Annotated in this window: 17 protein-coding genes and 3 rRNA genes; 3 read left to right on the forward strand and 17 right to left on the reverse strand. The window is 61.5% G+C overall.

Features of this window, described 5'->3' with window-relative positions:
* Positions 1 to 28 precede the first annotated feature (28 nt).
* A complete protein-coding gene (locus tag ACP8ML_RS07335; protein WP_117189830.1) occupies positions 29 to 1,027 on the reverse strand; it encodes an HAD-IIA family hydrolase in 999 nt (332 codons plus the stop codon).
* Entirely contained in the window at positions 1,024 to 2,418 is a 1,395-nt protein-coding gene (locus ACP8ML_RS07340) for a hypothetical protein (RefSeq protein ID WP_117189831.1), read from the reverse strand. Before ACP8ML_RS07340 ends, ACP8ML_RS07335 begins: the two co-directional genes overlap by 4 nt.
* Before the next feature lie 152 nt (positions 2,419 to 2,570).
* Between ACP8ML_RS07340 and ACP8ML_RS07345 the strand changes: the two genes are divergently transcribed.
* Positions 2,571 to 3,230 carry a class I SAM-dependent methyltransferase gene (locus tag ACP8ML_RS07345; RefSeq protein WP_117189832.1) on the forward strand — a complete coding sequence of 220 codons (660 nt, stop codon included), beginning with the start codon at positions 2,571 to 2,573 and terminating at the stop codon, positions 3,228 to 3,230.
* A gap of 233 nt (positions 3,231 to 3,463) precedes the next feature.
* Here the strand turns inward: ACP8ML_RS07345 and rrf are convergent.
* The 6 genes from rrf to ACP8ML_RS07375 all read right to left on the reverse strand — a co-directional run bounded on the left by rrf (position 3,464) and on the right by ACP8ML_RS07375 (position 11,844).
* Positions 3,464 to 3,580: ribosomal RNA gene (gene rrf, locus ACP8ML_RS07350) — 5S ribosomal RNA — on the reverse strand.
* A gap of 103 nt (positions 3,581 to 3,683) precedes the next feature.
* Positions 3,684 to 6,766, reverse strand: a 23S ribosomal RNA gene (locus tag ACP8ML_RS07355).
* Between the two features lie 275 nt (positions 6,767 to 7,041).
* Positions 7,042 to 8,563: ribosomal RNA gene (locus ACP8ML_RS07360) — 16S ribosomal RNA — on the reverse strand.
* Together the 16S, 23S and 5S rRNA genes form the textbook arrangement of a ribosomal RNA operon.
* 733 nt (positions 8,564 to 9,296) lie before the next feature.
* On the reverse strand, positions 9,297 to 10,553 hold the full coding sequence (tyrS, locus tag ACP8ML_RS07365; protein ID WP_117188475.1) for a tyrosine--tRNA ligase: 1,257 nt from the start codon (positions 10,551 to 10,553) through the stop codon (positions 9,297 to 9,299).
* A gap of 87 nt (positions 10,554 to 10,640) precedes the next feature.
* Positions 10,641 to 11,180: an arginine repressor gene (locus ACP8ML_RS07370; protein WP_117188476.1), complete on the reverse strand. Its 540-nt coding sequence runs from the start codon at positions 11,178 to 11,180 to the stop codon at positions 10,641 to 10,643.
* Positions 11,181 to 11,277: 97 nt separating this feature from the next.
* The gene (locus ACP8ML_RS07375) at positions 11,278 to 11,844 is read right to left on the reverse strand and encodes a TetR/AcrR family transcriptional regulator C-terminal domain-containing protein (protein WP_117188477.1); all 567 of its coding nucleotides are present in this window, start codon (positions 11,842 to 11,844) and stop codon (positions 11,278 to 11,280) included.
* A 60-nt stretch (positions 11,845 to 11,904) separates the two neighbouring features.
* On the opposite strand from ACP8ML_RS07375, the gene bioB reads away from it, so the two are divergent.
* Positions 11,905 to 13,071 (forward strand): biotin synthase BioB, encoded by a 1,167-nt coding sequence (gene bioB, locus ACP8ML_RS07380; protein ID WP_065674181.1) that lies wholly within the window; start codon positions 11,905 to 11,907, stop codon positions 13,069 to 13,071.
* A gap of 90 nt (positions 13,072 to 13,161) precedes the next feature.
* Here bioB and pheT read toward each other — a convergent pair whose 3' ends face one another.
* The 7 genes from pheT to ACP8ML_RS07415 all read right to left on the reverse strand — a co-directional run bounded on the left by pheT (position 13,162) and on the right by ACP8ML_RS07415 (position 20,032).
* A complete protein-coding gene (gene pheT / locus ACP8ML_RS07385; protein WP_065674182.1) occupies positions 13,162 to 15,681 on the reverse strand; it encodes a phenylalanine--tRNA ligase subunit beta in 2,520 nt (839 codons plus the stop codon).
* Positions 15,678 to 16,787, reverse strand: a complete 1,110-nt coding sequence (gene pheS / locus ACP8ML_RS07390; protein WP_065674183.1) for a phenylalanine--tRNA ligase subunit alpha — start codon at positions 16,785 to 16,787, stop codon at positions 15,678 to 15,680. The genes pheT and pheS overlap by 4 nt, the downstream gene beginning before the upstream one ends.
* 153 nt (positions 16,788 to 16,940) lie before the next feature.
* Positions 16,941 to 17,762 carry a TrmH family RNA methyltransferase gene (locus tag ACP8ML_RS07395; RefSeq protein ID WP_171048529.1) on the reverse strand — a complete coding sequence of 274 codons (822 nt, stop codon included), beginning with the start codon at positions 17,760 to 17,762 and terminating at the stop codon, positions 16,941 to 16,943.
* Between the two features lies 1 nt (position 17,763).
* On the reverse strand, positions 17,764 to 18,135 hold the full coding sequence (gene rplT / locus ACP8ML_RS07400; protein WP_004808521.1) for a 50S ribosomal protein L20: 372 nt from the start codon (positions 18,133 to 18,135) through the stop codon (positions 17,764 to 17,766).
* 100 nt (positions 18,136 to 18,235) lie between these two features.
* On the reverse strand, positions 18,236 to 18,442 hold the full coding sequence (gene rpmI, locus ACP8ML_RS07405) for a 50S ribosomal protein L35 (RefSeq protein ID WP_015582520.1): 207 nt from the start codon (positions 18,440 to 18,442) through the stop codon (positions 18,236 to 18,238).
* 101 nt (positions 18,443 to 18,543) lie between these two features.
* Positions 18,544 to 19,185 carry a translation initiation factor IF-3 gene (gene infC / locus ACP8ML_RS07410; RefSeq protein WP_004808524.1) on the reverse strand — a complete coding sequence of 214 codons (642 nt, stop codon included), beginning with the start codon at positions 19,183 to 19,185 and terminating at the stop codon, positions 18,544 to 18,546.
* A gap of 370 nt (positions 19,186 to 19,555) precedes the next feature.
* Positions 19,556 to 20,032, reverse strand: a complete 477-nt coding sequence (locus tag ACP8ML_RS07415; protein ID WP_117188480.1) for an SseB family protein — start codon at positions 20,030 to 20,032, stop codon at positions 19,556 to 19,558.
* A gap of 97 nt (positions 20,033 to 20,129) precedes the next feature.
* On the opposite strand from ACP8ML_RS07415, the gene ACP8ML_RS07420 reads away from it, so the two are divergent.
* The gene (locus tag ACP8ML_RS07420) at positions 20,130 to 20,708 is read left to right on the forward strand and encodes a hypothetical protein (protein ID WP_065674185.1); all 579 of its coding nucleotides are present in this window, start codon (positions 20,130 to 20,132) and stop codon (positions 20,706 to 20,708) included.
* A 94-nt stretch (positions 20,709 to 20,802) separates the two neighbouring features.
* On the opposite strand, the gene hisG is transcribed toward ACP8ML_RS07420, so the two are convergent.
* Both hisG and ACP8ML_RS07430 read right to left on the reverse strand, forming a co-directional pair.
* A complete protein-coding gene (gene hisG / locus ACP8ML_RS07425) occupies positions 20,803 to 21,657 on the reverse strand; it encodes an ATP phosphoribosyltransferase (RefSeq protein ID WP_117188482.1) in 855 nt (284 codons plus the stop codon).
* A 71-nt stretch (positions 21,658 to 21,728) separates the two neighbouring features.
* The gene (locus ACP8ML_RS07430; protein ID WP_065674225.1) at positions 21,729 to 21,995 is read right to left on the reverse strand and encodes a phosphoribosyl-ATP diphosphatase; all 267 of its coding nucleotides are present in this window, start codon (positions 21,993 to 21,995) and stop codon (positions 21,729 to 21,731) included.
* Positions 21,996 to 22,008 lie beyond the last annotated feature (13 nt).

Raw genomic sequence — 22,008 nt, forward strand, 5'->3', positions numbered from 1 at the left:
GCGACCGTCACAACCAATTGAACACTGTTCAGTGGAGCTTGTCGAAAGACTCCGCAGGCTTTTCGGGAACTGTCGCACCGGACTCGTGGACGAGAGTCATCATGGCGGTCACGGCATCGAGCTGTCCGGAGACGTCGCCGGGAACCATGTCAGCGCGGATCTCGCGGTCAGTCGTCAGTGAGACCTCCGCCTCACCACAACGAGCGTGGGCGTCCGACATCTCAACCGTCCGCGCAGGCTCCAGCAGACCCGACAGGTCAACAGCGATGTTCTGCGGTCGGTCCTCAGGTGTTGCAACCAGCAGATCAGCGACGCCGTGAGCCCCGGTGAAGACGAACAAGGAGTCCATCGTCATGGCGTTGGCACCACGAATGTCGGTGTCCAGCCGGTCCCCCACGAAGATCGGTGCCTTGCACCCGAGACGCGAAACGGTGGCCTCCAGCAGCGGACGGTAGGGCTTGCCAGCGATGACCGGCTTGGCGTCACACGTCGTCGCGACGACCTGGAGCTGGGCGCCGATGCCGGGTACGATGCCCCGATCGGTGGGGCGGGTGATGTCCGGGTTGGCCGCGTACCATTTGGCTCCGGCCTGCAGGGCGAACCCGGCTTCCTCCAGCAACGCCCAGTCAATGTGGGGGTCGTAGCCCTGGATGACCGCCACCGGATCATCCTGCGCCGATTCCACTGTCACGAGCCCGCGAGATCGCGCCTCCACACGCAGCGACTCGGTACCGATGATGAGCACCTTGGCCCCTGCAGATAGCTGTTCGGCGGCAAGATCGGTGATGGCCTGAGCTGAGGTGACGACGTCACTGGCCTCCGTGGGGATACCGATGTCGGTCAAATGCTGGGCAACTACCTCCGCGGACCGGGCCGCATTGTTGGTGACGAACCCGACCTTGACCCCTCGGCGACGCAGTTCCGCAATCGTGTCCGGGGCAGCAGGTACTGGATGGGGCCCCAGGTAGACGACTCCGTCCAGGTCGAACAGGGCCGCGTCATGACCGTCAATGAGGGCGTCACTCACTGATTCGTCTCCTCGTCGTCGTCCATCTCGATGAAAACCATGTCGTCCGCGTCGTCAAGGTCCTCGCTCGGCTCCTTGCCATCAATGATGTCGATGCGGTCCTGGCAGTCCAGGAAATTGGCCGGATCGTGACTCTGGGCCGACACGAACCACTTCCGCGCACCGGCGGTGTCGCCTTCCTCGAGCAAGGTCTCGGCGTAGGCGTAGTGCAGACGGGCTGTGGCCTCGGTTGGTGCCTTGAGGTTCTTGACGGCCTCGCGCAGCAGGCGGACGGCCTCGGCCTTCTGGTCGAGGTCTCGACGGGCACCGGCCTGGACGAGCACCAGCTCAACCTGCTGAGCCGGGGTGAGATCGGCTTCCTGCCCCTCACGAATGAGGCGAAGGGCAGCCTGGGGACGCCCCAGCGCGCGCTCGCAGTCGGCCATCACGGGAAGGAAGTTGTCATTACCGGTCATGCGCCGCAGGGCGCGGTAGTCGTTGAGTGCCGAGGCATACTCGCCGGCCTGGTAAGCGGCTTCGGCAGCCACCTCACGCAGCACGGGCAGACGCGGAGCACGCCTTCGCGCCGCCTGGGCATGGGCGTTGGCCTGGGCAGGATCCTCATCGAGGAGTTCGGCAGCCGCGACGAGGTGCCCCTCGATGATGTGGGCGGTGTCGGCAGGAACACCACGAAGCTCGGCACGCACCGAGGCGGGCAGAGCCTTCTCATCGAAGTCCAGCGGTGCCATTGGCTCGTCGGTGGCCTGGGTCACCTTCTCCTCAAGAGTGCCATCGCCAGTAGGACGACCGTTGCGACGGTCATCACGGTGTTCATTGCGACGGTCATCCCGCGGGCCGCTCCGGAAGTTCTTGCGATCCGACTTGCGGAATTCCCTGCGGCCGTCCTGACGGTCCTTGTCCCAGCGACGATCGCCACGTGCCTGGCCGTCACGACGCCGGTTGTCGCCCTCGCGGCGGCGGTCGTCGTCACGACGGTCATCGCGATGATCTTCCCAGCGACGGTCACCGCGCCGACGGTCGTCGCGGTCATTCCAGCGACCATCGCGTCCTTGACCGCCACGCCGTGCCCCACGGTCGTCTCGCCAAGGACGATCCGAGTCGCCCTCACGACGGGGCTTACGATCGTCATCCCAACGACGTCCACCGTCGCGACGAGACTTGTGATCGTCATTCCAACGACGATCTCCATCTCCCCCGCGTCCTTGCCAGCGATCCCCGCGACGACCTCCGTCATCGGACCAGGATCGACGGTCACGGCGGTCACCACCACGACCATTCGACTTCGAGTTCCAACCGCTCCGTCCGCCCGACTTGCCGGACCATCCATTGCGGCCCTGACCTCGTCGGTCTCCGCCGGATCGACCGTTGTTGGGGGAGGAAGAATCTGCCATGTCTCCTATTGTCCCGCACACCCGGCCATCATGGCGAACCGAAATCGAAGTCGGTTCACCATGTGCTTGACGGCCAGCCAGCGACCCCATGATCGCCACCGTCGGCGATGAGCGCTCACAGATCGCACACCAGCCATCTAGGATCAACTGACGTGAGCCAATTCGACAACCGCGCCAAGGACTGGGAGACCAATCCTCACAGGCACAAGCAGGCAAAGCGCGTCGCCCGCGCAATCGTCGAGACGATGTGTCCGGGCGACAATCACAGAATCCCCGACCTCGACGTCTTGGAAATCGGAGCGGGAACGGGCCAGCTTGCCATCGAGATTGCCGATTTGGTGATGCCGGCCACCTGGACGTTCACCTTGACCGACACCAGTGAGGGAATGCGCAGGGTTGCCACCGAACGGACCTCGGACCGGGGATGGAAGGTCCTCGATCGGGACTACTCATGTCCTTCGACGAAGCTGGACGACGGCAACTATGACCTCGTCATCGCCCAGATGGTCCTGCACCACGTCAAGGACCTGGCGACATTGTTTTCATCCGTGCACAAGATGTTGAAACCGAACGGAACCTTCATCGCCATCGACCTCACCGAGAAGGAGGGACGGGCATTTCACGTCCATCACTCCGATGGTGACGACGACCCACGCTATTACCACGACGGCTTCACCGAAGAAACAATGAACCGACTGTGTTCACATGCAGGGTTCAGCGAGATGACGTGGTCAGTGCCGTTGACCATCAAGCGCGAACGCGACGGACAAATCAAGGAGTTCCCACTTTTTCTGGCCAAAGCTCAGCGCTGACGGCGCCCGAGTCGATGAATTCGAATTCGTCCCCATGACCGCGTCAACATGCCGGCGCGGTCATCGTTTTTGGTTTTCTTCGCCATCAGACATGACGAGGAACAACGCTGAACAATGACGCCCGAATACGGGAAGCCAGCACGCTCGGCATAGGTTGGCGGTTGTGTAGGAATACAGAAAAGCTCCGGGCGGAACACTCGAAAATGTTCCGCCCGGAGCTATTGAAAAATAAATTCCGGCGGCGTCCTACTCTCCCACACGATCCCTCGTGCAGTACCATCGGCGCTGGAAGGCTTAACTACCGGGTTCGGTATGGGACCGGGTGTTTCCCTTCCGCCAAGGCCACCGGAAAAACTATGGGGCCAGTCAGGCTTGGCGCAACCCCCCGCGTGGGGGCTGGGAGCCGTACAGTGGATGCGATCATCAAAATTCTTATTGGACGTGAAAGTGTGTGTTTGTAAGTCCTCGGTCTATTAGTACCAGTCAGCTCCACACCTTACGATGCGTCCACGCCTGGCCTATCAACCCGGTCGTCTACCGGAGACCTTACCAGATTCATCTGCAGGAACCCTCATCTTGAAGCGTGCTTCCCGCTTAGATGCTTTCAGCGGTTATCACAACCCGACGTAGCCAACCAGCCATGCTCTTGGCAGAACAACTGGCACACCAGAGGTCAGTCCGTCCCGGTCCTCTCGTACTAAGGACAGCCCTTCTCAAGATTCCTCCGCGCGCAGCGGATAGGGACCGAACTGTCTCACGACGTTCTGAACCCAGCTCGCGTGCCGCTTTAATGGGCGAACAGCCCAACCCTTGGGACCGACTCCAGCCCCAGGATGCGACGAGCCGACATCGAGGTGCCAAACCATGCCGTCGCTATGAGCGCTCGGGCAAGATCAGCCTGTTATCCCCGGGGTACCTTTTATCCGTTGAGTGACGGCGCGTCCACAAGCCACCGTCAGATCACTAGTCCCGACTTTCGTCCCTGCTCGACCTGTCAGTCTCACAGTCAAGCCCCCTTGTGCACTTACACTCAACACCTGATTACCAACCAGGATGAGGGAACCTTTGGGCGCCTCCGTTACCTTTTAGGAGGCGACCGCCCCAGTCAAACTACCCATCAGGCACTGTCCCTGAACCGGATCACGGCCCAAAGTTAGATAACCAGAACGACCAGAGTGGTATTTCAACAATGACTCCACAACCACTGGCGTGGCCGTTTCACAGTCTCCCACCTATCCTACACAAGTCGTCCCAATCACCAATACCAAACTATAGTAAAGGTCCCGGGGTCTTTCCGTCCTGCTGCGCGTAACGAGCATCTTTACTCGTAATGCAATTTCACCGAGTTCATGGTGGAGACAGTAGGGAAATCGTTACTCCATTCGTGCAGGTCGGAACTTACCCGACAAGGAATTTCGCTACCTTAGGATGGTTATAGTTACCACCGCCGTTTACTGGGGCTTAAGTTCACCGCTTCGCCAACGCTAACAGTTCCCCTTAACCTTCCAGCACCGGGCAGGAGTCAGTCCGTATACATCGTCTTACGACTTCGCACGGACCTGTGTTTTTGGTAAACAGTCGTTTCCCCCTGGTCTCTGCGCCCCTCACCGCTACCAACTGTAAAAGCCTTGACGGTTCAGGTCCCCCTTATCCCGAAGTTACGGGGGCATTTTGCCGAGTTCCTTCACCATGATGATCTCGATCGCCTCGGTATACTCTACCTATCCACCAGTGTCGGTTTAGGGTACGGGCGGACCAGCCACCTCGCTCACGAAGATTTTCTCGACAGTACAGGATCACTCACTCACCCACTTCCTGTGGGCTCGCCATCATGCCTCAACCACAACCCTGGCGGATTTACCTACCAGACGGTCCACACATTTAGCCCCGGACAACCATCGCCGGGGATGAGCTACCTCCCTGCGTCCCTCCGCAGCTTGCCTACTACATGATCGGTTCACACACTCACCACACCACCACCACATCAACGATGTCGCGGAGGCAGGCTCGCACGCTTAGCATCACACACCTCGACACGGACGGTGACAAGCCGGTACCAGAATATCAACTGGTTATCCATCGACTACGCCTGTCGGCCTCGCCTTAGGTCCCGACTCACCCAGGGCAGATTAACTTGACCCTGGAACCCTTGGATAATCGGCGGACGGGTTTTCCACCCGTCATTCGCTACTCATGCCTGCATTCTCACTCCCGCACAATCCACCACACGGTCACCCGGCAGCTTCACCTCGCACAGGACGCTCCCCTACCCAAACCCTCACGGGCTTGCCACAGCTTCGGCGGATAACTTAAGCCCCGCTACATTGTCGGCGCGGAATCACTTGACCAGTGAGCTATTACGCACTCTTTCAAGGATGGCTGCTTCCAAGCCAACCTCCTGGCTGTCTGCGCAACTCCACATCCTTTTCCACTGAGTTACCACTTAGGGGCCTTAGCTGATGATCTGGGCTGTTTCCCTCTCGACGACGAAGCTTATCCCCCGCCGTCTCACTGCTACGCTCCACTTGCCGGCATTCGGAGTTTGGCTGATTTCGGTAAGCTGATAGGCCCCCTAGACCATCCAGTGCTCTACCTCCGACAAGAACCACGCAACGCTGCACCTAAATGCATTTCGGGGAGAACCAGCTATCACGGTGTTTGATTGGCCTTTCACCCCTATCCACAGCTCATCCCCTCCATTTTCAACTGAAGTGGGTTCGGACCTCCACGACGTCTTACCGACGCTTCATCCTGGCCATGGATAGATCACACCGCTTCGGGTCTAGAACACGCGACTCACGCCCTTATCGGACTCGCTTTCGCTACGACTCCCCCACACAGGTTAACCTCGCCACGCATCACTAACTCGCAGGCTCATTCTTCAAAAGGCACGCCATCACCCCACAAGGCTCTGACGGCTTGTATGCGACCGGTTTCAGGTACTATTTCACTCCCCTCCCGGGGTACTTTTCACCATTCCCTCACGGTACTGATCCACTATCGGTCACCAAGGAGTATTTAGGCTTGACGGGTGGTCCCGCCAGATTCACGCGAAATTCCACGAGTTCCACGCTACTTGGGGTAACCCTCACCAGTGCCACGCTTACAGTTACGGGACTCTCACCCACTCCGGTACGCCTTCCCAGACGCTTCACCTTCACGCAACATTTATCACTGGCCAATCCTGCGGCAGCAGAACCCAAAGGCCCCCACAACCCCGCACATGCAACACCTGCCGGCTTGAACACACACACGGTTTAGCCTCATCCACTTTCGCTCGCCACTACTCACGGAATCACGGTTGTTTTCTCTTCCTACGGGTACTAAGATGTTTCACTTCCCCGCGTTACCTCCCACACCCCTATACATTCAGGGCAGGGTCACCGGACACTACTCCGGACATTCCAGGTTTCCCCATTCGGACACCCCCGGATCACAGCTCGTTTACCAACTCCCCAGGGCTTATCGCAGGTTACAACGTCCTTCATCGGCTCTTGGTGCCAAGGCATCCACCGATCGCACTTAACAACTTGCACAACAACACAAGACACAAAAAATTAAGATGCTCGCATCCACTATACAGTTCTCAACCACCACACGAATCAACACCACACCCACCACACAGCAGACGCAGCATCACCGCACCAGGCCACCACACACACGTGTGATACCCCAGAACCCCAACAGCATGCCTCAGACCGTCCACCACAAGATGAACACGCCAATGTTCCACAAGAAGCTAACCCATCCACCAACGACTCACGACGAGCCACACAGCAATGATGAGTCCTTACAATGAAGTGCTCCTTAGAAAGGAGGTGATCCAGCCGCACCTTCCGGTACGGCTACCTTGTTACGACTTAGTCCTAATTACCAGTCCCACCTTCGACGGCTCCCCCACACAGGTTAGGCCACCGGCTTCGGGTGTTACCGACTTTCATGACTTGACGGGCGGTGTGTACAAGCCCCGGGAACGTATTCACCGCAGCGTTGCTGATCTGCGATTACTAGCGACTCCGACTTCATAGGGTCGAGTTGCAGACCCCAATCCGAACTGAGACCGGCTTTCCGAGATTCGCTCACCCTCACAGGCTCGCAACTCTTTGTACCGGCCATTGTAGCATGCGTGAAGCCCTGGACATAAGGGGCATGATGACTTGACGTCATCCCCACCTTCCTCCGAGTTGACCCCGGCGGTCTCCACTGAGTCCCCACCATAACGTGCTGGCAACAGTGAACGAGGGTTGCGCTCGTTGCGGGACTTAACCCAACATCTCACGACACGAGCTGACGACAGCCATGCACCACCTGTGAACCAGCCCCACAAGGAGGCGTACCCATCTCTGAGCACTCCCAGTCCATGTCAAACCCAGGTAAGGTTCTTCGCGTTGCATCGAATTAATCCGCATGCTCCGCCGCTTGTGCGGGGCCCCGTCAATTCCTTTGAGTTTTAGCCTTGCGGCCGTACTCCCCAGGCGGGGTACTTAATGCGTTAGCTACGGCACGGAATCCGTGGAATGGACCCCACACCTAGTACCCACCGTTTACAGCGTGGACTACCAGGGTATCTAAGCCTGTTCGCTCCCCACGCTTTCGCTCCTCAGCGTCAGGAAAGGTCCAGAGAACCGCCTTCGCCACTGGTGTTCCTCCTGATATCTGCGCATTCCACCGCTCCACCAGGAATTCCATTCTCCCCTACCTTCCTCAAGTCAACCCGTATCGAAAGCACGCTCAGGGTTAAGCCCCAAGTTTTCACTTCCGACGCAATCAACCACCTACGAGCTCTTTACGCCCAATAAATCCGGACAACGCTCGCACCCTACGTATCACCGCGGCTGCTGGCACGTAGTTAGCCGGTGCTTCTTCTGCAGGTACCGTCACAAAAGCTTCGCCCCTGCTGAAAGCGGTTTACAACCCGAAGGCCGTCATCCCGCACGCGGCGTTGCTGCATCAGGCTTCCGCCCATTGTGCAATATTCCCCACTGCTGCCTCCCGTAGGAGTCTGGGCCGTATCTCAGTCCCAATGTGGCCGGTCGCCCTCTCAGGCCGGCTACCCGTCAAAGCCTTGGTAAGCCACTACCCCACCAACAAGCTGATAAGCCGCGAGTCCATCCAAAACCGCCGAAGCTTTCCAACCCCCACCATGCAGCAAGGATTCCTATCCGGTATTAGCCCCAGTTTCCTGAAGTTATCCCGAAGTCAAGGGCAGGTTACTCACGTGTTACTCACCCGTTCGCCACTCGAGTACCCCCAAAGGGGCCTTTCCGTTCGACTTGCATGTGTTAAGCACGCCGCCAGCGTTCGTCCTGAGCCAGGATCAAACTCTCCAATGAAAAAATATCACCCACCCACACACACAATGCAGGCAACGGTGTCACAAGAGAATCCAAAACACTAACCCCAAACACTGACCAAAAAAATCAGTCCATGTCCAGAATCACAAAGGAATTCATAAACAAATCCGACACATCGATAGATGCATCAAAAAATCATTGACTATCAAAGACACACTGTTGAGTTCTCAAGCATCACACCCACCAGAACAACCCCACCAACAAGCAGGACCACCCCGAGGCGACCCGACCGACCCTACCACACCAACCCCAACCCCGCAAAACCCGCGGTATCAAGATCAGCCAGCAAAACCAGCCAAACCGTGCCACCACCCCGAAAAGCAGCGACCCGACCAACTTTACCGGATCAACCCTGAATGTCAAATCCAGGAATTCACCAGGGAAATCACCATCAAGAAAACCATCCAGTCATTCCCAGCCCCCTCCAACAAGGGAACCCGCAGAAGCCTAAACACTCTTCAAACAATCGTCAAATCGTGTCACCAACAATCCCACAACAGGACCATCAGCACTTCCACCAGCCCACACCCACCGGGCGCCGGGCCGAGAGATAACACTGCCACAACCACACCCTCAACGCAAGTCGGGCTGATTCAGGACTCGAACCGCCCCACCGTCCGGCCGCGTCACGGTTGCGTTTGGTGGGTAAATACAACCGTCCGGGGACCACCGCAGACACGGTGATCCCCGGACGGATCCGACATGGAGGTGCTCAGCGGGTCAACGCACCCACCGTCTTCTTGCCTCGACGCACCAACGCCACTCGACCACATAGGAAGTCATCGTCACTCAGACGCTGATCCGGATCAGTCACCTTGACGTTGTTGAGGTATGCGCCGCCCTCTGTCACGGCCCGCTTGCCGGCAGACTTGGTGTCGACGATTCCAGCCGCAACCATGGCGTCAACGATTGTCGGGTACTCGCCACCCTCATGATGGGCAGCACCCAGCTCGTCAGCCAGGGAAACCACCGTTTTCTCGTCGAGGTCACGCAACTCACCGCGTCCGAAGATGGCCTGAGCAGCAGCCTGCGCAGCCTTGCGCTGCTCCACACCATGGACAAGATCAGTGAGGTCGTCGGCCAAGCAGTGCTGAGCAGCACGACGCCACGGCTCCTCCTCGGTCTTGCGAGCCAGCTCCTCGATCTCCTCACGGGAGCGCGGGCTGAAGATCTTGAGGTACTCGATGACCTTCGCGTCCTCTGCATTGAGGAAGAACTGGTGGAAGGCGTAGGCGCTCGTCAATTCCGGATCGACCCAGACCGTTCCGGACTCAGTCTTGCCGTACTTGGTGCCATCAGCCTTGGTCAACAGCGGGGTCACCAGACCGTGCACGACGTCACCGGTCGTCCTGCGGATGAATTCTGCACCCGCTGTGATGTTCCCCCATTGATCCTGAGCACCGGTCTGCAAGGTGCAGCCATAGCGCCTGTGCAGCTCGTAGAAGTCGAGCGCCTGAAGCAGGACGTAGCTGAACTCGGTGTACGAGATGCCGCTCTCGAGACGTCGGGCCACGACGTCGCGGGCAAGCATCCGGTTGATGGAGAAGTACTTGCCGACGTCACGCAGGAAGTCCAACGCGGTGTACTCGACCGTCCAGTCGTAGTTGTTGACGATCCGAGCGGCGTTCGGGCCCTCGGTGTCAACGTACTTGCTCACCTGCTCCTTGATGGACTCGACCCACTCGGCGACGACCGCATGGTCGTTCATCTGACGCTCACCCGTCATCTTCGGATCACCGATGAGACCAGTCGCCCCACCAACGAGAAGCAACGGCTTGTGACCGCGTTCCTGCAGGGCCCGCACCAGCATCAACTGAACGAGGTGACCAATGTGAAGGCTCTTGGCAGTTGGGTCGAAACCCACATAGAAGGTGACGGGTCCTTGGGCGAGGTGGGCCTCCAATGCCTCGCGGTCGGTGGAATCGGCTACCAGCCCTCTCCACTCCAGGTCGTCCAACAGATCCGACACGTCATATTCCTCTCGTCTGCGACCCCACGTGGAGTCGACCGGACGTCAGTCTACCGACACAGCTCTCTGCACTGCCCCCACGTTCGCTCAGGCTTGCACCGGGCGCGAGAGTATCTCGGCGGGAACACCACTGACGGCCATCTGTGAGAAGGCGCCCGCGAGCTCTCCGGCGTCGACCCCGGTGGCGCACATCAGAGCGATGGTGTCGTCCCCGGCAATCGTTCCCAGGATGATGTCCAGGCCCGCCTTGTCGATGGCAGATCCGTAGTACTGGGCAGCACCCGGCGGGGTCTTGAGCACCACGAGGTACTCATTGTTTTGCACCCCGGTGCACAGCTCCTTGGTCATTCGTGCCAGCTTGATCCATGCCGGCGAGCCCGTGGTCACATCCGAGGGGTGCTCTCCCTCAGGAATTGAATAACACGGGTTTCCGACATGATCACGCCCTCGGACGGCTCCGATCTCGACAAGGTCACGGGAAAGGGTACCTTGAGAGGCGACGAAGCCTTCCGAGGCCAGAATCTCGCCCAACTCAGCTTGGGAGGAAATCCTTCCCTCCTGAATCAAGGCGCGGATGCGGGCGTGCCGCGCTGCGCGTGAGGTCGGCGCCAAGTGCCCCTCGCCCATGGAACCTCCTTAGATCACGCACCATTGGACCGACTGCTAAATTTTCGACAGACCACATAAGTATGCATCAATACAGCGGCCCGAGTCCAACCACGACTCAGAGGACGCTCTCCATACCCGCAATGAAGATTGCCAGCGCGAGGTCGAAATCCGCCTCTTGCCGGGCGAGATCGGTCTCCCCCATGACGCCCAGGTCGTGCAACTGGGTGCGGGTCTGCTCCTCCATGGTGTGGCCCAGAACGAGATGCACGATGGCCCGCGAAACTCCCCCGGCACGATCAGCACCGAAGCCGTGAGCCGCCAGGAACTGGCGCAACATCACGGTGGGATCGACCTCCCCCAGCCCCACCGAGATCGTGGAGGCAACCAGTTCCGCCCCGTCGCGGTGAGCCAGCAAGGTCTTTCGGAAGCACCTCGCCCACTCGTCAACCCCATCAGCCAAGTCTGACTCTGCAGCCGGAACCGACGTAGGCCCTCCCCCAACTGACAGGATCTCGTCACTCACCGCTGCCAACAGGCTCTGCTTGTTCGCGACGTGCCAGTACAGAGCGCCAGCCTTGACGCCAAGCCGTTCAGCCAACCGGCGCATGGAGAGGTCACCGAGCCCGTAGGTGTCGAGGATCTCAACTCCCGCCCGGACGACGTCCGCCTTGGTCAGGCTCACGGTGACTCCTCGAACTCGATGACACTTTTTGTCGGGGGTGGCCCACGTCGACCGAACCTCATGGACTACATTGAACCCCGTTCAATCCTGAACGGTGTTCAGGACGTCTCCAGTCTCGGAAGGACCAGAACATTGCTGAATCTAGCCGACATGACCGAGCGCGGCCTGAGAGGGGAGTCGATCACCCGCGAGGAGGCTCTCGAGATCCTTCGCAGCAGTGATGAAGAACTCATGTCGATCATCGCCGCTGCCGGAAAGATTCGTCGCCACTTCTTCGACAACCGGGTGCGCCTCAATTACCTGGTCAACCTCAAGTCGGGACTGTGCCCCGAGGACTGCTCATACTGCTCGCAGCGCCTGGGGTCTCGTGCCGAGATCATGAAGTACTCCTGGGCCGACCCCGAGAAGGTGCACGAGGCCGTCGAGGCTGGTATCGCCGGCGGGGCCCGTCGCGTCTGCATGGTGGCCTCCGGACATGGCCCCTCCACGCGAGACGTCGAGCGCGTCAACGGCATGGTGCGCTCCCTCAAGGCAGACCATCCCGACGTCGAGGTCTGCGTCTGTCTGGGCTTCGTGGACGACGAGAAGGCCGCCTCCATCAAGGAGGCCGGCGCCGACGCCTACAACCACAACGCAAACACCGCTCGCTCCCACTACGACGAGATCTGCACCACCCACTCCTACGAGGACCGCATGGACACCGTCGAGGTCCTCAAGCGCAACGGCCTCTCCCCCTGCTCGGGCGTCATCGCTGGCATGGGCGAGACCGACGAGGAATTCGTCGACGTCATCTTCGACCTGCGTGAGCACGGCGTCGACTCGGTGCCCGTCAATTTCCTGCTGCCCTTCGAGGGAACTCCGCTCGCCGGTGGCGCCCAGCACATCACCCCGCAGTGGTGCCTCAAGCGTCTGGCCATGGTCCGCTTCGTCCATCCGGACTCCGAGGTGCGTGCTGCCGCCGGACGCGAGCAGCACATCCGTACCATGCAGCCACTGGCCCTCGAGGTCGTCAACTCCATCTTCCTGGGCGACTACCTCACCAGTGAGGGCGCTGCCGGCGCTGCCGACCTGCAGATGATTCAGGATGGCGGCTTCGTCCCTGAGGGGGCCGACGGACAGCCCATGGTTCACACCACCGTCGATTCGTACCAGTCAGCTGACCTGCCCATCAACGCGGTTCCGATCCGTCACCGTGGCGTTGGCAGTGAGGTTCCGGCAAACGCCTGAGCCACACCCATCCAGATCTCAGCACACGCCTGAACACAGCATGGGGGGCCGACGTCATGTCGGCCCCCCATGGCAGGTATCGAATAGATATCAGGACCTCAGCTGGGCTCCACACGCCTCCTCGGCGCGGGCTACCGCAGCGTCGCGAGCCTCGGCAGCCTCGGCATCGGTGAGAGTCCGGTCAACAGCGCGCAGACGAAGGTTGAAGGCCAGGGACTTGTGTCCCTCACCGACCTGCTCGCCCTCGTAGACGTCGAACAGCTCGGCCGCCTCCAGCAACGGTCCAGCACCTTCGATGAGGGCCTGCAGGACGTCCTCGCTAGGGACGGACTCATCAACGACAAGAGCGACGTCCTCCTTGGCCACCGGGAAGCTCGAGATCGCCTTGACCTGGCCACCACGAGGTGCAGCGGCCACCAAGGCGTCAAGGTTGAACTCAACGGCACAGGTTCGCTGCGGCAGACCAGCACTCGACGCCACGGTCGGGTGCAGCTCGCCCGCGTGACCGATGACCTTGCCGCCCACGATGAGAGCGGCGCACCGGCCGGGATGCCACGGAGCCTGCCGGTCCGCCGTACGCTCCAACGTGACGCCGACGGCGTCAGCGGCCTTCTGAGCCACCAGCACCGCATGACGCCAATCCGCCTTGACGGGCTCGCCGTCCCAGCGATCAGGCAGCCAATTTCCGCAGATGACCGCGGCCAGCATGCGCGGCTGGGCTGGCAGAGCGGCGTCGATTTCAGCGAGAACCTCGTCGGAGGGACGCTCGTCGACACCAGGACGGGGAGCCGCAGCCGGGGTAACAGCACGGAAGACGGTGCCACTCTCGAAGACCGCAAGATCCTCCTGGGAACGCGACATGTTCGTGGTCACAGCATGGAAGAGCCCCGGCAACAGGCTGGTGCGCAGATAGGGGTGAGTGTCGTCAAGCGGATTGGCCAGCTTCACCGTCGCATAACGAGGGTCATAGGCACTGATCCCGAGGGTTTCGAGATCCTTGTCGCCCATGAACGGCAAGGTGATGAGCTCGACGAATCCGGCCTCGACGACCGAACGCAGCACGCGACGACGGGCCTGCTGGGCCTTGGTCAGACCGGCGGCGCCCAGGCTTGGCGGGAGAGCCAGCTCAATGCGGTCGAAACCGATCTTGCGGCCGATCTCCTCGACGTAGTCGTATGCGTCGACCAGGTCAGGACGCCAGGTCGGCGGGACGAGGCTGAGGGAATCGCCCAGGGCGGTAACCTTGACACCCGAACGGGTGAGGATCTCGATAACTTCCTCGGTGGACACCTTCGTGCCCAGGATACGGCCCGGCAACTCGGCGCTGATGGTCTGGTGCGGCATTTGCGGCACCTCGCCGACGACCGTCGGCTCACCGATGGTGGCTCCACCGTACTGAGCCAGCAGCTCGGCGGCGCGAACGGCGGCAGTGTGGGCGCACACCGGGTCGACTCCGCGCTCGAAGCGACGGGAGGCCTCCGAACCCAGCTTGTGACGTCGGTAGGCCCGAGCCACCGTCATGGGATCGAAGTGAGCACCCTCGAGGATGATCGAGGTGGACTCAGAAGTCATCTCGGTGGCGGCACCACCCATGACACCGGCCAGACCGATGGCTCCCGAGTCATCGGCGATGACCAGGTCGTCAGGATCAAGGGTGCGCTCAGTGCCGTCGAGGGTGACCAAGTGTTCTCCCTCGTTCGCCTTGCGAACCACGATCGTTCCGCTCACCTTGTCGGCGTCATAGGCGTGCAGCGGCTGACCGGACTCCAGCATGACGTAATTGGTGACGTCGACCGCCAGGCTGATCGGACGCATTCCCGCACGGGTAATGCGATCGGCGATGAACCGCGGGGTCGGTGCGTGCGGATCCAGACCGGTCACCGGCAGGGCGACGAACTGGCTGCACGCATTCGACTGAATGTCGACCGCCACAGGCCCTTCAACCGGGCTGATCGGCTGCTCGTCATAGGGATCGGGGAAGTGCACCGACATGGCATGGGCCACCTCGCGGGCGATGCCACGCACCGACATGCAGTAGCCAATGTCGGGAGTGACGTCGACGTCGAGGACCTCCTCGGGCACACCGAGAATCGGCAGGGCATCCTCGCCGGGAACAAGCTGGTGTCCCTCAACCGACGGAGGCAGGGTGATGATGCCGGAGTGATCAACGCCGATACCCAACTCGTCGGCAGCGCAGAGCATGCCGTCGGACATGTGGCCGTAGGTCTTGCGGGCACTGATGGCGAATCCGCCGGGAAGCACCGCTCCGGGCAGGGAGACGACCACCCAGGCGCCCTCGACGGCGTTGGGAGCACCACAGATGATGCCGCGTCCTTCGACGCCATCCTCAACGTTCTTGGGATGTCCCTCAGCGTTGTACCGCGGACCGACGTCGACCCGGCACCAGTTGATGGTCTTGCCGTTCTTCTGCGGCTCGGGGATCGAGGACAGGATGTGACCGATGACGATCGGGCCGGTCAGCTCGCCACCGACGACCTCGACCTTCTCGACGGTCGCGGTGTGATCGGTGAGGGCCTGGGCCACCTGCTCGGTGGTGGTGCCGTCAGGTAGGTTGACCATGGCCTGCAGCCATGACATGGGAACCTTCATCGTGCTCCTCCCCTGAGTGAGCGGCTGAATCGGACGTCGCCCTCGACGAAATCGCGCAGGTCAGGGGCGTTGTTGCGGAACATCACCGTGCGGTCAATGCCCATTCCGAAGGCGAACCCGGAGTAGACGTCGGTGTCGATTCCGCAGGCGATGAGCACGCGCGGGTTGACGATGCCGCAGCCGCCCCACTCGATCCATCCCTCGGAGCGGCACGTACGGCACGGACGGTCGGGATTGCCGACCGAGGCCCCGTGACAGACGAAGCACTCCAGGTCGACCTCGGCGCTGGGCTCGGTGAACGGGAAGTAGTGCGGGCGGAAACGGGTACGCACGTCGCCGAACATAGCGCGGGCGAAGGCGTCGACAGTGCCCTTGAGATGGCCCATGGTGATGCCCTTGTCGACGCACAAGCCCTCAACCTGGTGGAACACCGGAAGGTGGGTGGCGTCGTACTCATCAGCGCGGAACACCTTTCCTGGGCTGATGATGCGCACCGGAGGCTGCTGCTTGAGCAAGGTGTGAATCTGCACCGGGCTGGTGGCGGTGCGCATGCACTTGCCATCGCTGACCGGATCGAGCCACAGGGTGTCCTGCAGGGCGCGAGCGGGATGGTCGGTGTCAAGGTTCAATGCGTCGAAGTTGAACCACTCGGACTCGGCCTCCGGGCCCTCCGCGATCTCCCAGCCCATGGCGGTGAAGACGTCACAGACGTCGTCAATGAGGGCAGTGATCGGGTGTGGAGCGCCTTGAGGTGAGGTGACGACCGGCAAGGTGACATCGGTCGTCTCGGCGGCGAGACGAGCCTCCAGCTCGGCCTCGGCAAGCTCCTCCTGACGAGCCTTGAGAGCCTGGTTGACGCGGCCACGCGCCTGACCGATCCGCTTTCCGGCGTCCTTGCGGGCAGCCGGAGGCAGAGCTCCAATCTCGCGGTTGGCCAAAGCCAGCGGAGACTTGTCACCGGTGTGGGCGATGCGCACCTGCTTGAGCTCGGCAGTGGTGGACGCCCCGGCGATCGCTTCCAGGGCCTCGGCCACCCGGGCGTCGACCTGGTCGGCGTCCAGGGTGCTCACCTGGACCGGGTCATAATTCGTGTTGGGGCCACTCATGGGCCTTCCCCCTGATGGGTTGACGTTGGAAAAGCGCCCGTCTCCGGGGCGCGAGTGTGCGACTGGCGTCGATCACCACAAGTCTAGTGGTGTCGACGCCGTCAATGGTTGGTGGCCGCCCAGCAGTACTGAATCATGGCCGCTTCACGGTAATCAGGCGCGCTGCTCACTGGCCGTGGCATACAACACCACGGCGGCGGCGGTGGAGAGGTTGAGGGACTCAGCCGATCCCCACATCGGAACCCCGACAACCTCGTCCGCCAGGGCTCGGTCTGCCTCCGGAAGTCCCCACGCCTCGTTGCCCATCAGCCACGCGATGGGCCTCTTGAGACGTCCGGACCGGGCAACGGCGTCGAGGCCGTGACCTCCCCCGTCCGCGGCAAGCACCGTCATCTGGTGCCTGTGAGCCCACTCCACCGCATCGGCGAGGTCGACTCCGACGAGGACTGGCAGGTGGAAGATCGATCCCACCGAGGACCGAACCGTCTTGGGGTTGTGCGGGTCCACCGACCCGCGCGTCAGGATCACGCAATCGGCACCAAAGGCATCGGCGCAGCGGATGACCGTTCCGGCGTTACCGGGGTCACGGACCTGGGCACAGATGACGGCCAGGTGCACGTCATCGTCAGGCAACTCGTGGCGGGTGACCTGTCGGCAGACGGCGAAGACCCCCTGACTGGTGACAGTGTCGGACAAGGCACTGACGTCCTCGTCAGTCAGTAACGCCACCCTGATCCCACGACGTTCTGCGGCTCCGACGTGCTCGGCATCACGCACCGGATCCGAAGTGGCCAGCAGATTCACCTTGCCAGGCCACGCCAGTGCCTCGCGCACCGCCTGAGCACCCTCGACGAGAAAGAGCCCGGACTCCTCACGTCCGCGCCGCGATGAAAGACGACGGGCCGAACGCAGCGACCCCTTCGAGATGCGATCCCACCTCGAATGGTCGTCGTTCGGCCCGTCACTCATACCCACGTCAGGCAGCAGCGTTCTGCTGCTGGCTGGCCTTGGCGACCTCGACGAGGCTGTTGAAGGCGTCGATGTCGGAGACGGCCAGCTCGGCGAGCATCTTGCGGTCGACCTCGATGCCGGCGTTCTTCAGACCGTTGATGAAACGGTTGTAGGTCATGCCCTGGGCACGGGAGGCAGCATTGATGCGCTGGATCCACAGCGAGCGGAAGTCGCCCTTCTTGGCGCGACGATCGCGGAACGAGTAGGTGGCCGAGTGGAGGGTCTGCTCCTTGGCCTTGCGGTACAGGCGGGAACGCTGCCCGCGGTAACCGGAGGCCTGGTCGAGGACCTCGCGACGCTTCTTCTTGGCATTCACAGAACGCTTCACGCGTGCCATGGTGATTCTCCTTGGATCTCCCGGGTCAGTCCCGGATTGGTTCGGGGCGTGTGCCGCCCAGTGGTCTTGGGGACGTCGTCAGTGGCGACGTCGACTGTCGTCAGCGGCCGGGGTGGCCAGCGAGCAGCTTCTTGACCTTGGCGGCCTCGCCCTTGGGCAGCACGGTCTCGCCGGTCAGACGGCGAGTGACGCGCGAAGACTTGTGCTCGTTCAGGTGGCGCTTGCCAGCCTTGCGAGCGGTGACCTTGCCCGAGCCGGTCACCTTGAAACGCTTTTTCGTCCCGGAGTGGCTCTTCATCTTGGGCATGGATGGCTCCATTCGTTCATGTGTGTCGTCCCGCGAACCGGAGGGGAAGGTCCCGGGCTGGCTCACCGGTGAAGACCGGATCGCCTGGTTCTGAGCAGTGCTCAGAGGTCGATGTCGGGGTCCATGTTGTCGGCGGGACCCTTCTTCTTCTTTTTCTTGGCGGTGCCGGCAGCAGCTCGCTGAGCAGCCTCGTAAGCCTTGTCGGCCTCAGCAGCCTCGGCGCGCTCAGCGGCTCGACGGTCACGCTCAGCCTTCTGATCCGCCTTGGCCTCGTTCTTCTTACGAGTCGGGGCAAGGATCATGAGCATGTTGCGGCCCTCCTGCTTGGGAGGGGATTCGACGGTCGCGTACTCGGTCAGATCGTCAGCAAGACGACGCAGCAGGTTGACGCCGAGCTCCGGACGGGACTGTTCACGGCCACGGAACATGATCGTGATCTTGACCTTGTCACCGGCCTTGAGGAACCGCAGAACATGGCCCTTCTTGGTCTCGTAGTCATGGTCGTCAATCTTGGGACGAAGCTTCATCTCCTTGATGATGGAGTTTGCCTGGTTGCGTCGCGACTCCCGGGCCTTCTGGGCCGCCTCGTACTTGAACTTGCCGTAGTCCATGAGCTTGACGACAGGGGGCCGGGCTTGCGGAGCCACCTCAACCAAGTCGAGGTCCTGCTCGCGGGCGAGCTGCAGGGCCTGCTCGACCCTGACGATTCCGACCTGTTCGCCATTGGGGCCGACCAGGCGCACCTCGGGAACGCGGATCCGCTCGTTGATGCGGGGTTCAGTACTGATGGGGTCCTCCCGGATGTCTGTTCACTATGGGGACGTGTCTACGCCTCCGCGATCCGGGTACAAGAAAAGGCCCTCGCGGACATGCGAAGGCCTGACTCGTACGGGTGCATGAAACACCCCAACAAACCCCTGGGATGGCACCCTGAGGCTCGTTGTTGACAACCCGGCGAACGGAATCCGCCCAGGTGGGGAGGTCAGGCCCCCTCTTCCACGTGACCAGCTCTGTACTGATCGCTCTGGAGATGTTACGGCATCAGACGTCGACACCCCAAATCGGGGGGAAGGAACCATCCTCCGAAGCAACTCCAGACACCAGGACCCTGCGTCAGGAGAGGTCCTCCCTGCGCACCCAACCCCAGCCGTCCGCGAACTTCACGAGTTTTCCGCCGTGCTCGATCGGGCCGAGGACATCTGGCCCCAGGACGAGTGGAGCCGGACCCGCGGCGTCGATGAGAAGGGCACCAGCCTGGACCTCGGTGACCGTGGCGGCCAGATCCGGTAATAGACCGGGAACCGGTCGAGCTCGGGAGTCCCATGCCGTCAGGGAGTCGATACCGGTGAAGGCCAGCAGGGCAGTACTCCCCTGCTCGTTGGTGAGTTTGACCGCGCCGATCTCACCGGCCTCGTCCGCCATGACTGGCATGAAGAGACGAACTCCCGCGCACAAGGTGGAGACCGCCTCGAGGTAGGCGTTGCGATACGTGTCGGGATCGTCGGCCAAGCAGGCAGCGAGGGCAGCGCGCACCCGGGGCTCGGCGTCTCCCCTGTCGCCGCCGCTGGGAGGAGATAGTGGAGCAGACACCTGCCGAACACTAGCTGACCGCCATGACACTCTTGCCTGCCGACCATGCCTATAGCCACGACGCACAAATGTCACCACCGTGTGGAACAGTTGAGGTATGAGCGAAACGACCGTCGTTGCCGTCGTCACCATCCTTCTGGTTGTCCTTCCGCTGTTGTGGGCCCTGTCAGGGTGGCTCTCGCGCCGCTCCTCCCGAGCCCTGCTGCGCGGATTGGGTCTGGCCCTCATTCCGACCGGACTGGTCCTGACCGGACTGATGCGTCTGCTGGTCCGAGCAATCCACCTCGTCGTGGACTGGTTCGCCGGTACTGTCATGACGACGACCATCTGGATCGGCGTCATCGTCATTGCCATTGGCCTGGTGACCTGGTTCGTCGCCGGTTTCATGTCCCCGGTTGACCGCGAGACCGGACGTCAGCGTCGTCAGGGCCACGCCGCGCGCAAGCAGGCCCGAACGAAGGATGCATCCCCGGAATCCGCATCCACTCAGAATACGTCCCGGAGAACGACCCCGGTGACGCGTGGTCGAACCGCCGATGCCCCGGTTCCGACCTCGCCTTCCAGCTCCTCCAAGCCAGCTTCCAGCTCCAACAAGGCGGCCCCCAAGATCTCGGCCGCCGAGAAGGACGAGGACGCCGAGCTCGAGGCCATCCTGCGCAAGCGCGGGATCGAGTGATCATTCCCCGAGACACACAGCAATGCCGTGGGCACCGATCATCGGATCGGTGCCCACGGCATTTTTCAGTGACGGTGGAAAGTCATCGTGGCGATCACAGCCGGCAGGCGGACAACTCCGTCGACAGGATGGCACGGGCACCGGCGTCCCACAGTTCGTCCATGAGCCCCTGCACGGCCCCACGGGGAACCATGGCGCGCACGGCATACCAGCCATTCTTCGCCAGCGGCGAGACGGTGGGGGCTTCCAGGCCAGGGGTCAGCTCGGTGACGGCGCTGAGAGCCTCGGCCGGCACGTCGTAGTCAACCATGACGTAGCCACGGGCCACCTGGACACCATCAATGCGTCGCATGAAGTGGTCGAAGGTCGTGCTACCGGTGAAGTCCCGCCGCTGGATGAGCACCGCTTCGGACTCCAGGATGACGTCTCCGAAGACCTCAAGACCAGCCTTGCGCAGGGTGGTTCCGGTCTCGACGACATCAGCGATGGCGTCAGCCACCCCGAGTCGGATCGAGGACTCCACGGCACCGTCCAGGTGGATGAGGTGAGCGTCGATACCGCGCGTGGTCAGGAAGGATCCGAGCAGGCCCGGGTATGACGTCGCGATGCGCTTACCGGCCAGCCCCTCCACGGTGTTCTCAGGACTCTTGGGTGCCGCGAAACGGAACCTAGAGTGACCAAAACCGAGACCCTTGATCTCAGCAGCATCCGAACCGGAATCCAGCAGCAGGTCGCGGCCGGTGATACCGATGTCGAGGGTTCCCTCACCGACATACACCGCAATGTCACGCGGCCGCAGGTAGAAAAACTCCACCCCGTTGGCCTCGTCGACCAAGGTGAGGTCCTTACGATCGGAACGTTGACGGTAACCGGCCTCAGTCAACAGGGAGGACGTGGCTTCCGACAGGGCACCCTTGTTCGGTACTGCTACGCGCAGCAGGTCTGACATGAACTCTCCTCGGGAGATTGAGAAATCGGGGAAGTGACGATGCTGGCCAGGCACAACCCGACCGGGGGAATTCACAGATGCTCGTAGACGTCGTCGAGGGTCAGCCCCTGCTTGATCATCATGACCTGCAAGTGATAAATCTCCTGGCTGATTTCCTCGGCCAGCCTCTCGTTACCTTCGTACTCGGCGGCCATCCAGACCTCAGAGGCTTCCTCCACAATCTTCTTGCCGATGGCATGCACTCCGCGGTCAAGCTCCTCGACGGTTCCCGACCCTACAGGGCGGGTCTGTGCCTTGGTGGACAGCTCAGCGAAGAGTTCCTCGAATGTCTTGCTCACAGTGGCCAGGCTA

This window comes from Cutibacterium sp. LaCa_255, assembly GCF_057458005.1.

Excerpts from the sequence above, each read along its gene's own strand:
- pheS (WP_065674183.1), bottom strand. The coding sequence starts at position 16,787 with ATGAGTGGCCCCAACACGAATTATGACCCGGTCCAGGTGAGCACCCTG.
- rplT (WP_004808521.1), bottom strand. The coding sequence starts at position 18,135 with ATGGCACGCGTGAAGCGTTCTGTGAATGCCAAGAAGAAGCGTCGCGAG.
- rpmI (WP_015582520.1), bottom strand. The coding sequence starts at position 18,442 with ATGCCCAAGATGAAGAGCCACTCCGGGACGAAAAAGCGTTTCAAGGTG.
- pheT (WP_065674182.1), bottom strand. The coding sequence starts at position 15,681 with ATGAAGGTTCCCATGTCATGGCTGCAGGCCATGGTCAACCTACCTGAC.
- bioB (WP_065674181.1), top strand. The coding sequence starts at position 11,905 with ATGGACTACATTGAACCCCGTTCAATCCTGAACGGTGTTCAGGACGTC.
- ACP8ML_RS07370 (WP_117188476.1), bottom strand. The coding sequence starts at position 11,180 with ATGGGCGAGGGGCACTTGGCGCCGACCTCACGCGCAGCGCGGCACGCC.
- ACP8ML_RS07420 (WP_065674185.1), top strand. The coding sequence starts at position 20,130 with ATGAGCGAAACGACCGTCGTTGCCGTCGTCACCATCCTTCTGGTTGTC.
- hisG (WP_117188482.1), bottom strand. The coding sequence starts at position 21,657 with ATGTCAGACCTGCTGCGCGTAGCAGTACCGAACAAGGGTGCCCTGTCG.
- ACP8ML_RS07340 (WP_117189831.1), bottom strand. The coding sequence starts at position 2,418 with ATGGCAGATTCTTCCTCCCCCAACAACGGTCGATCCGGCGGAGACCGA.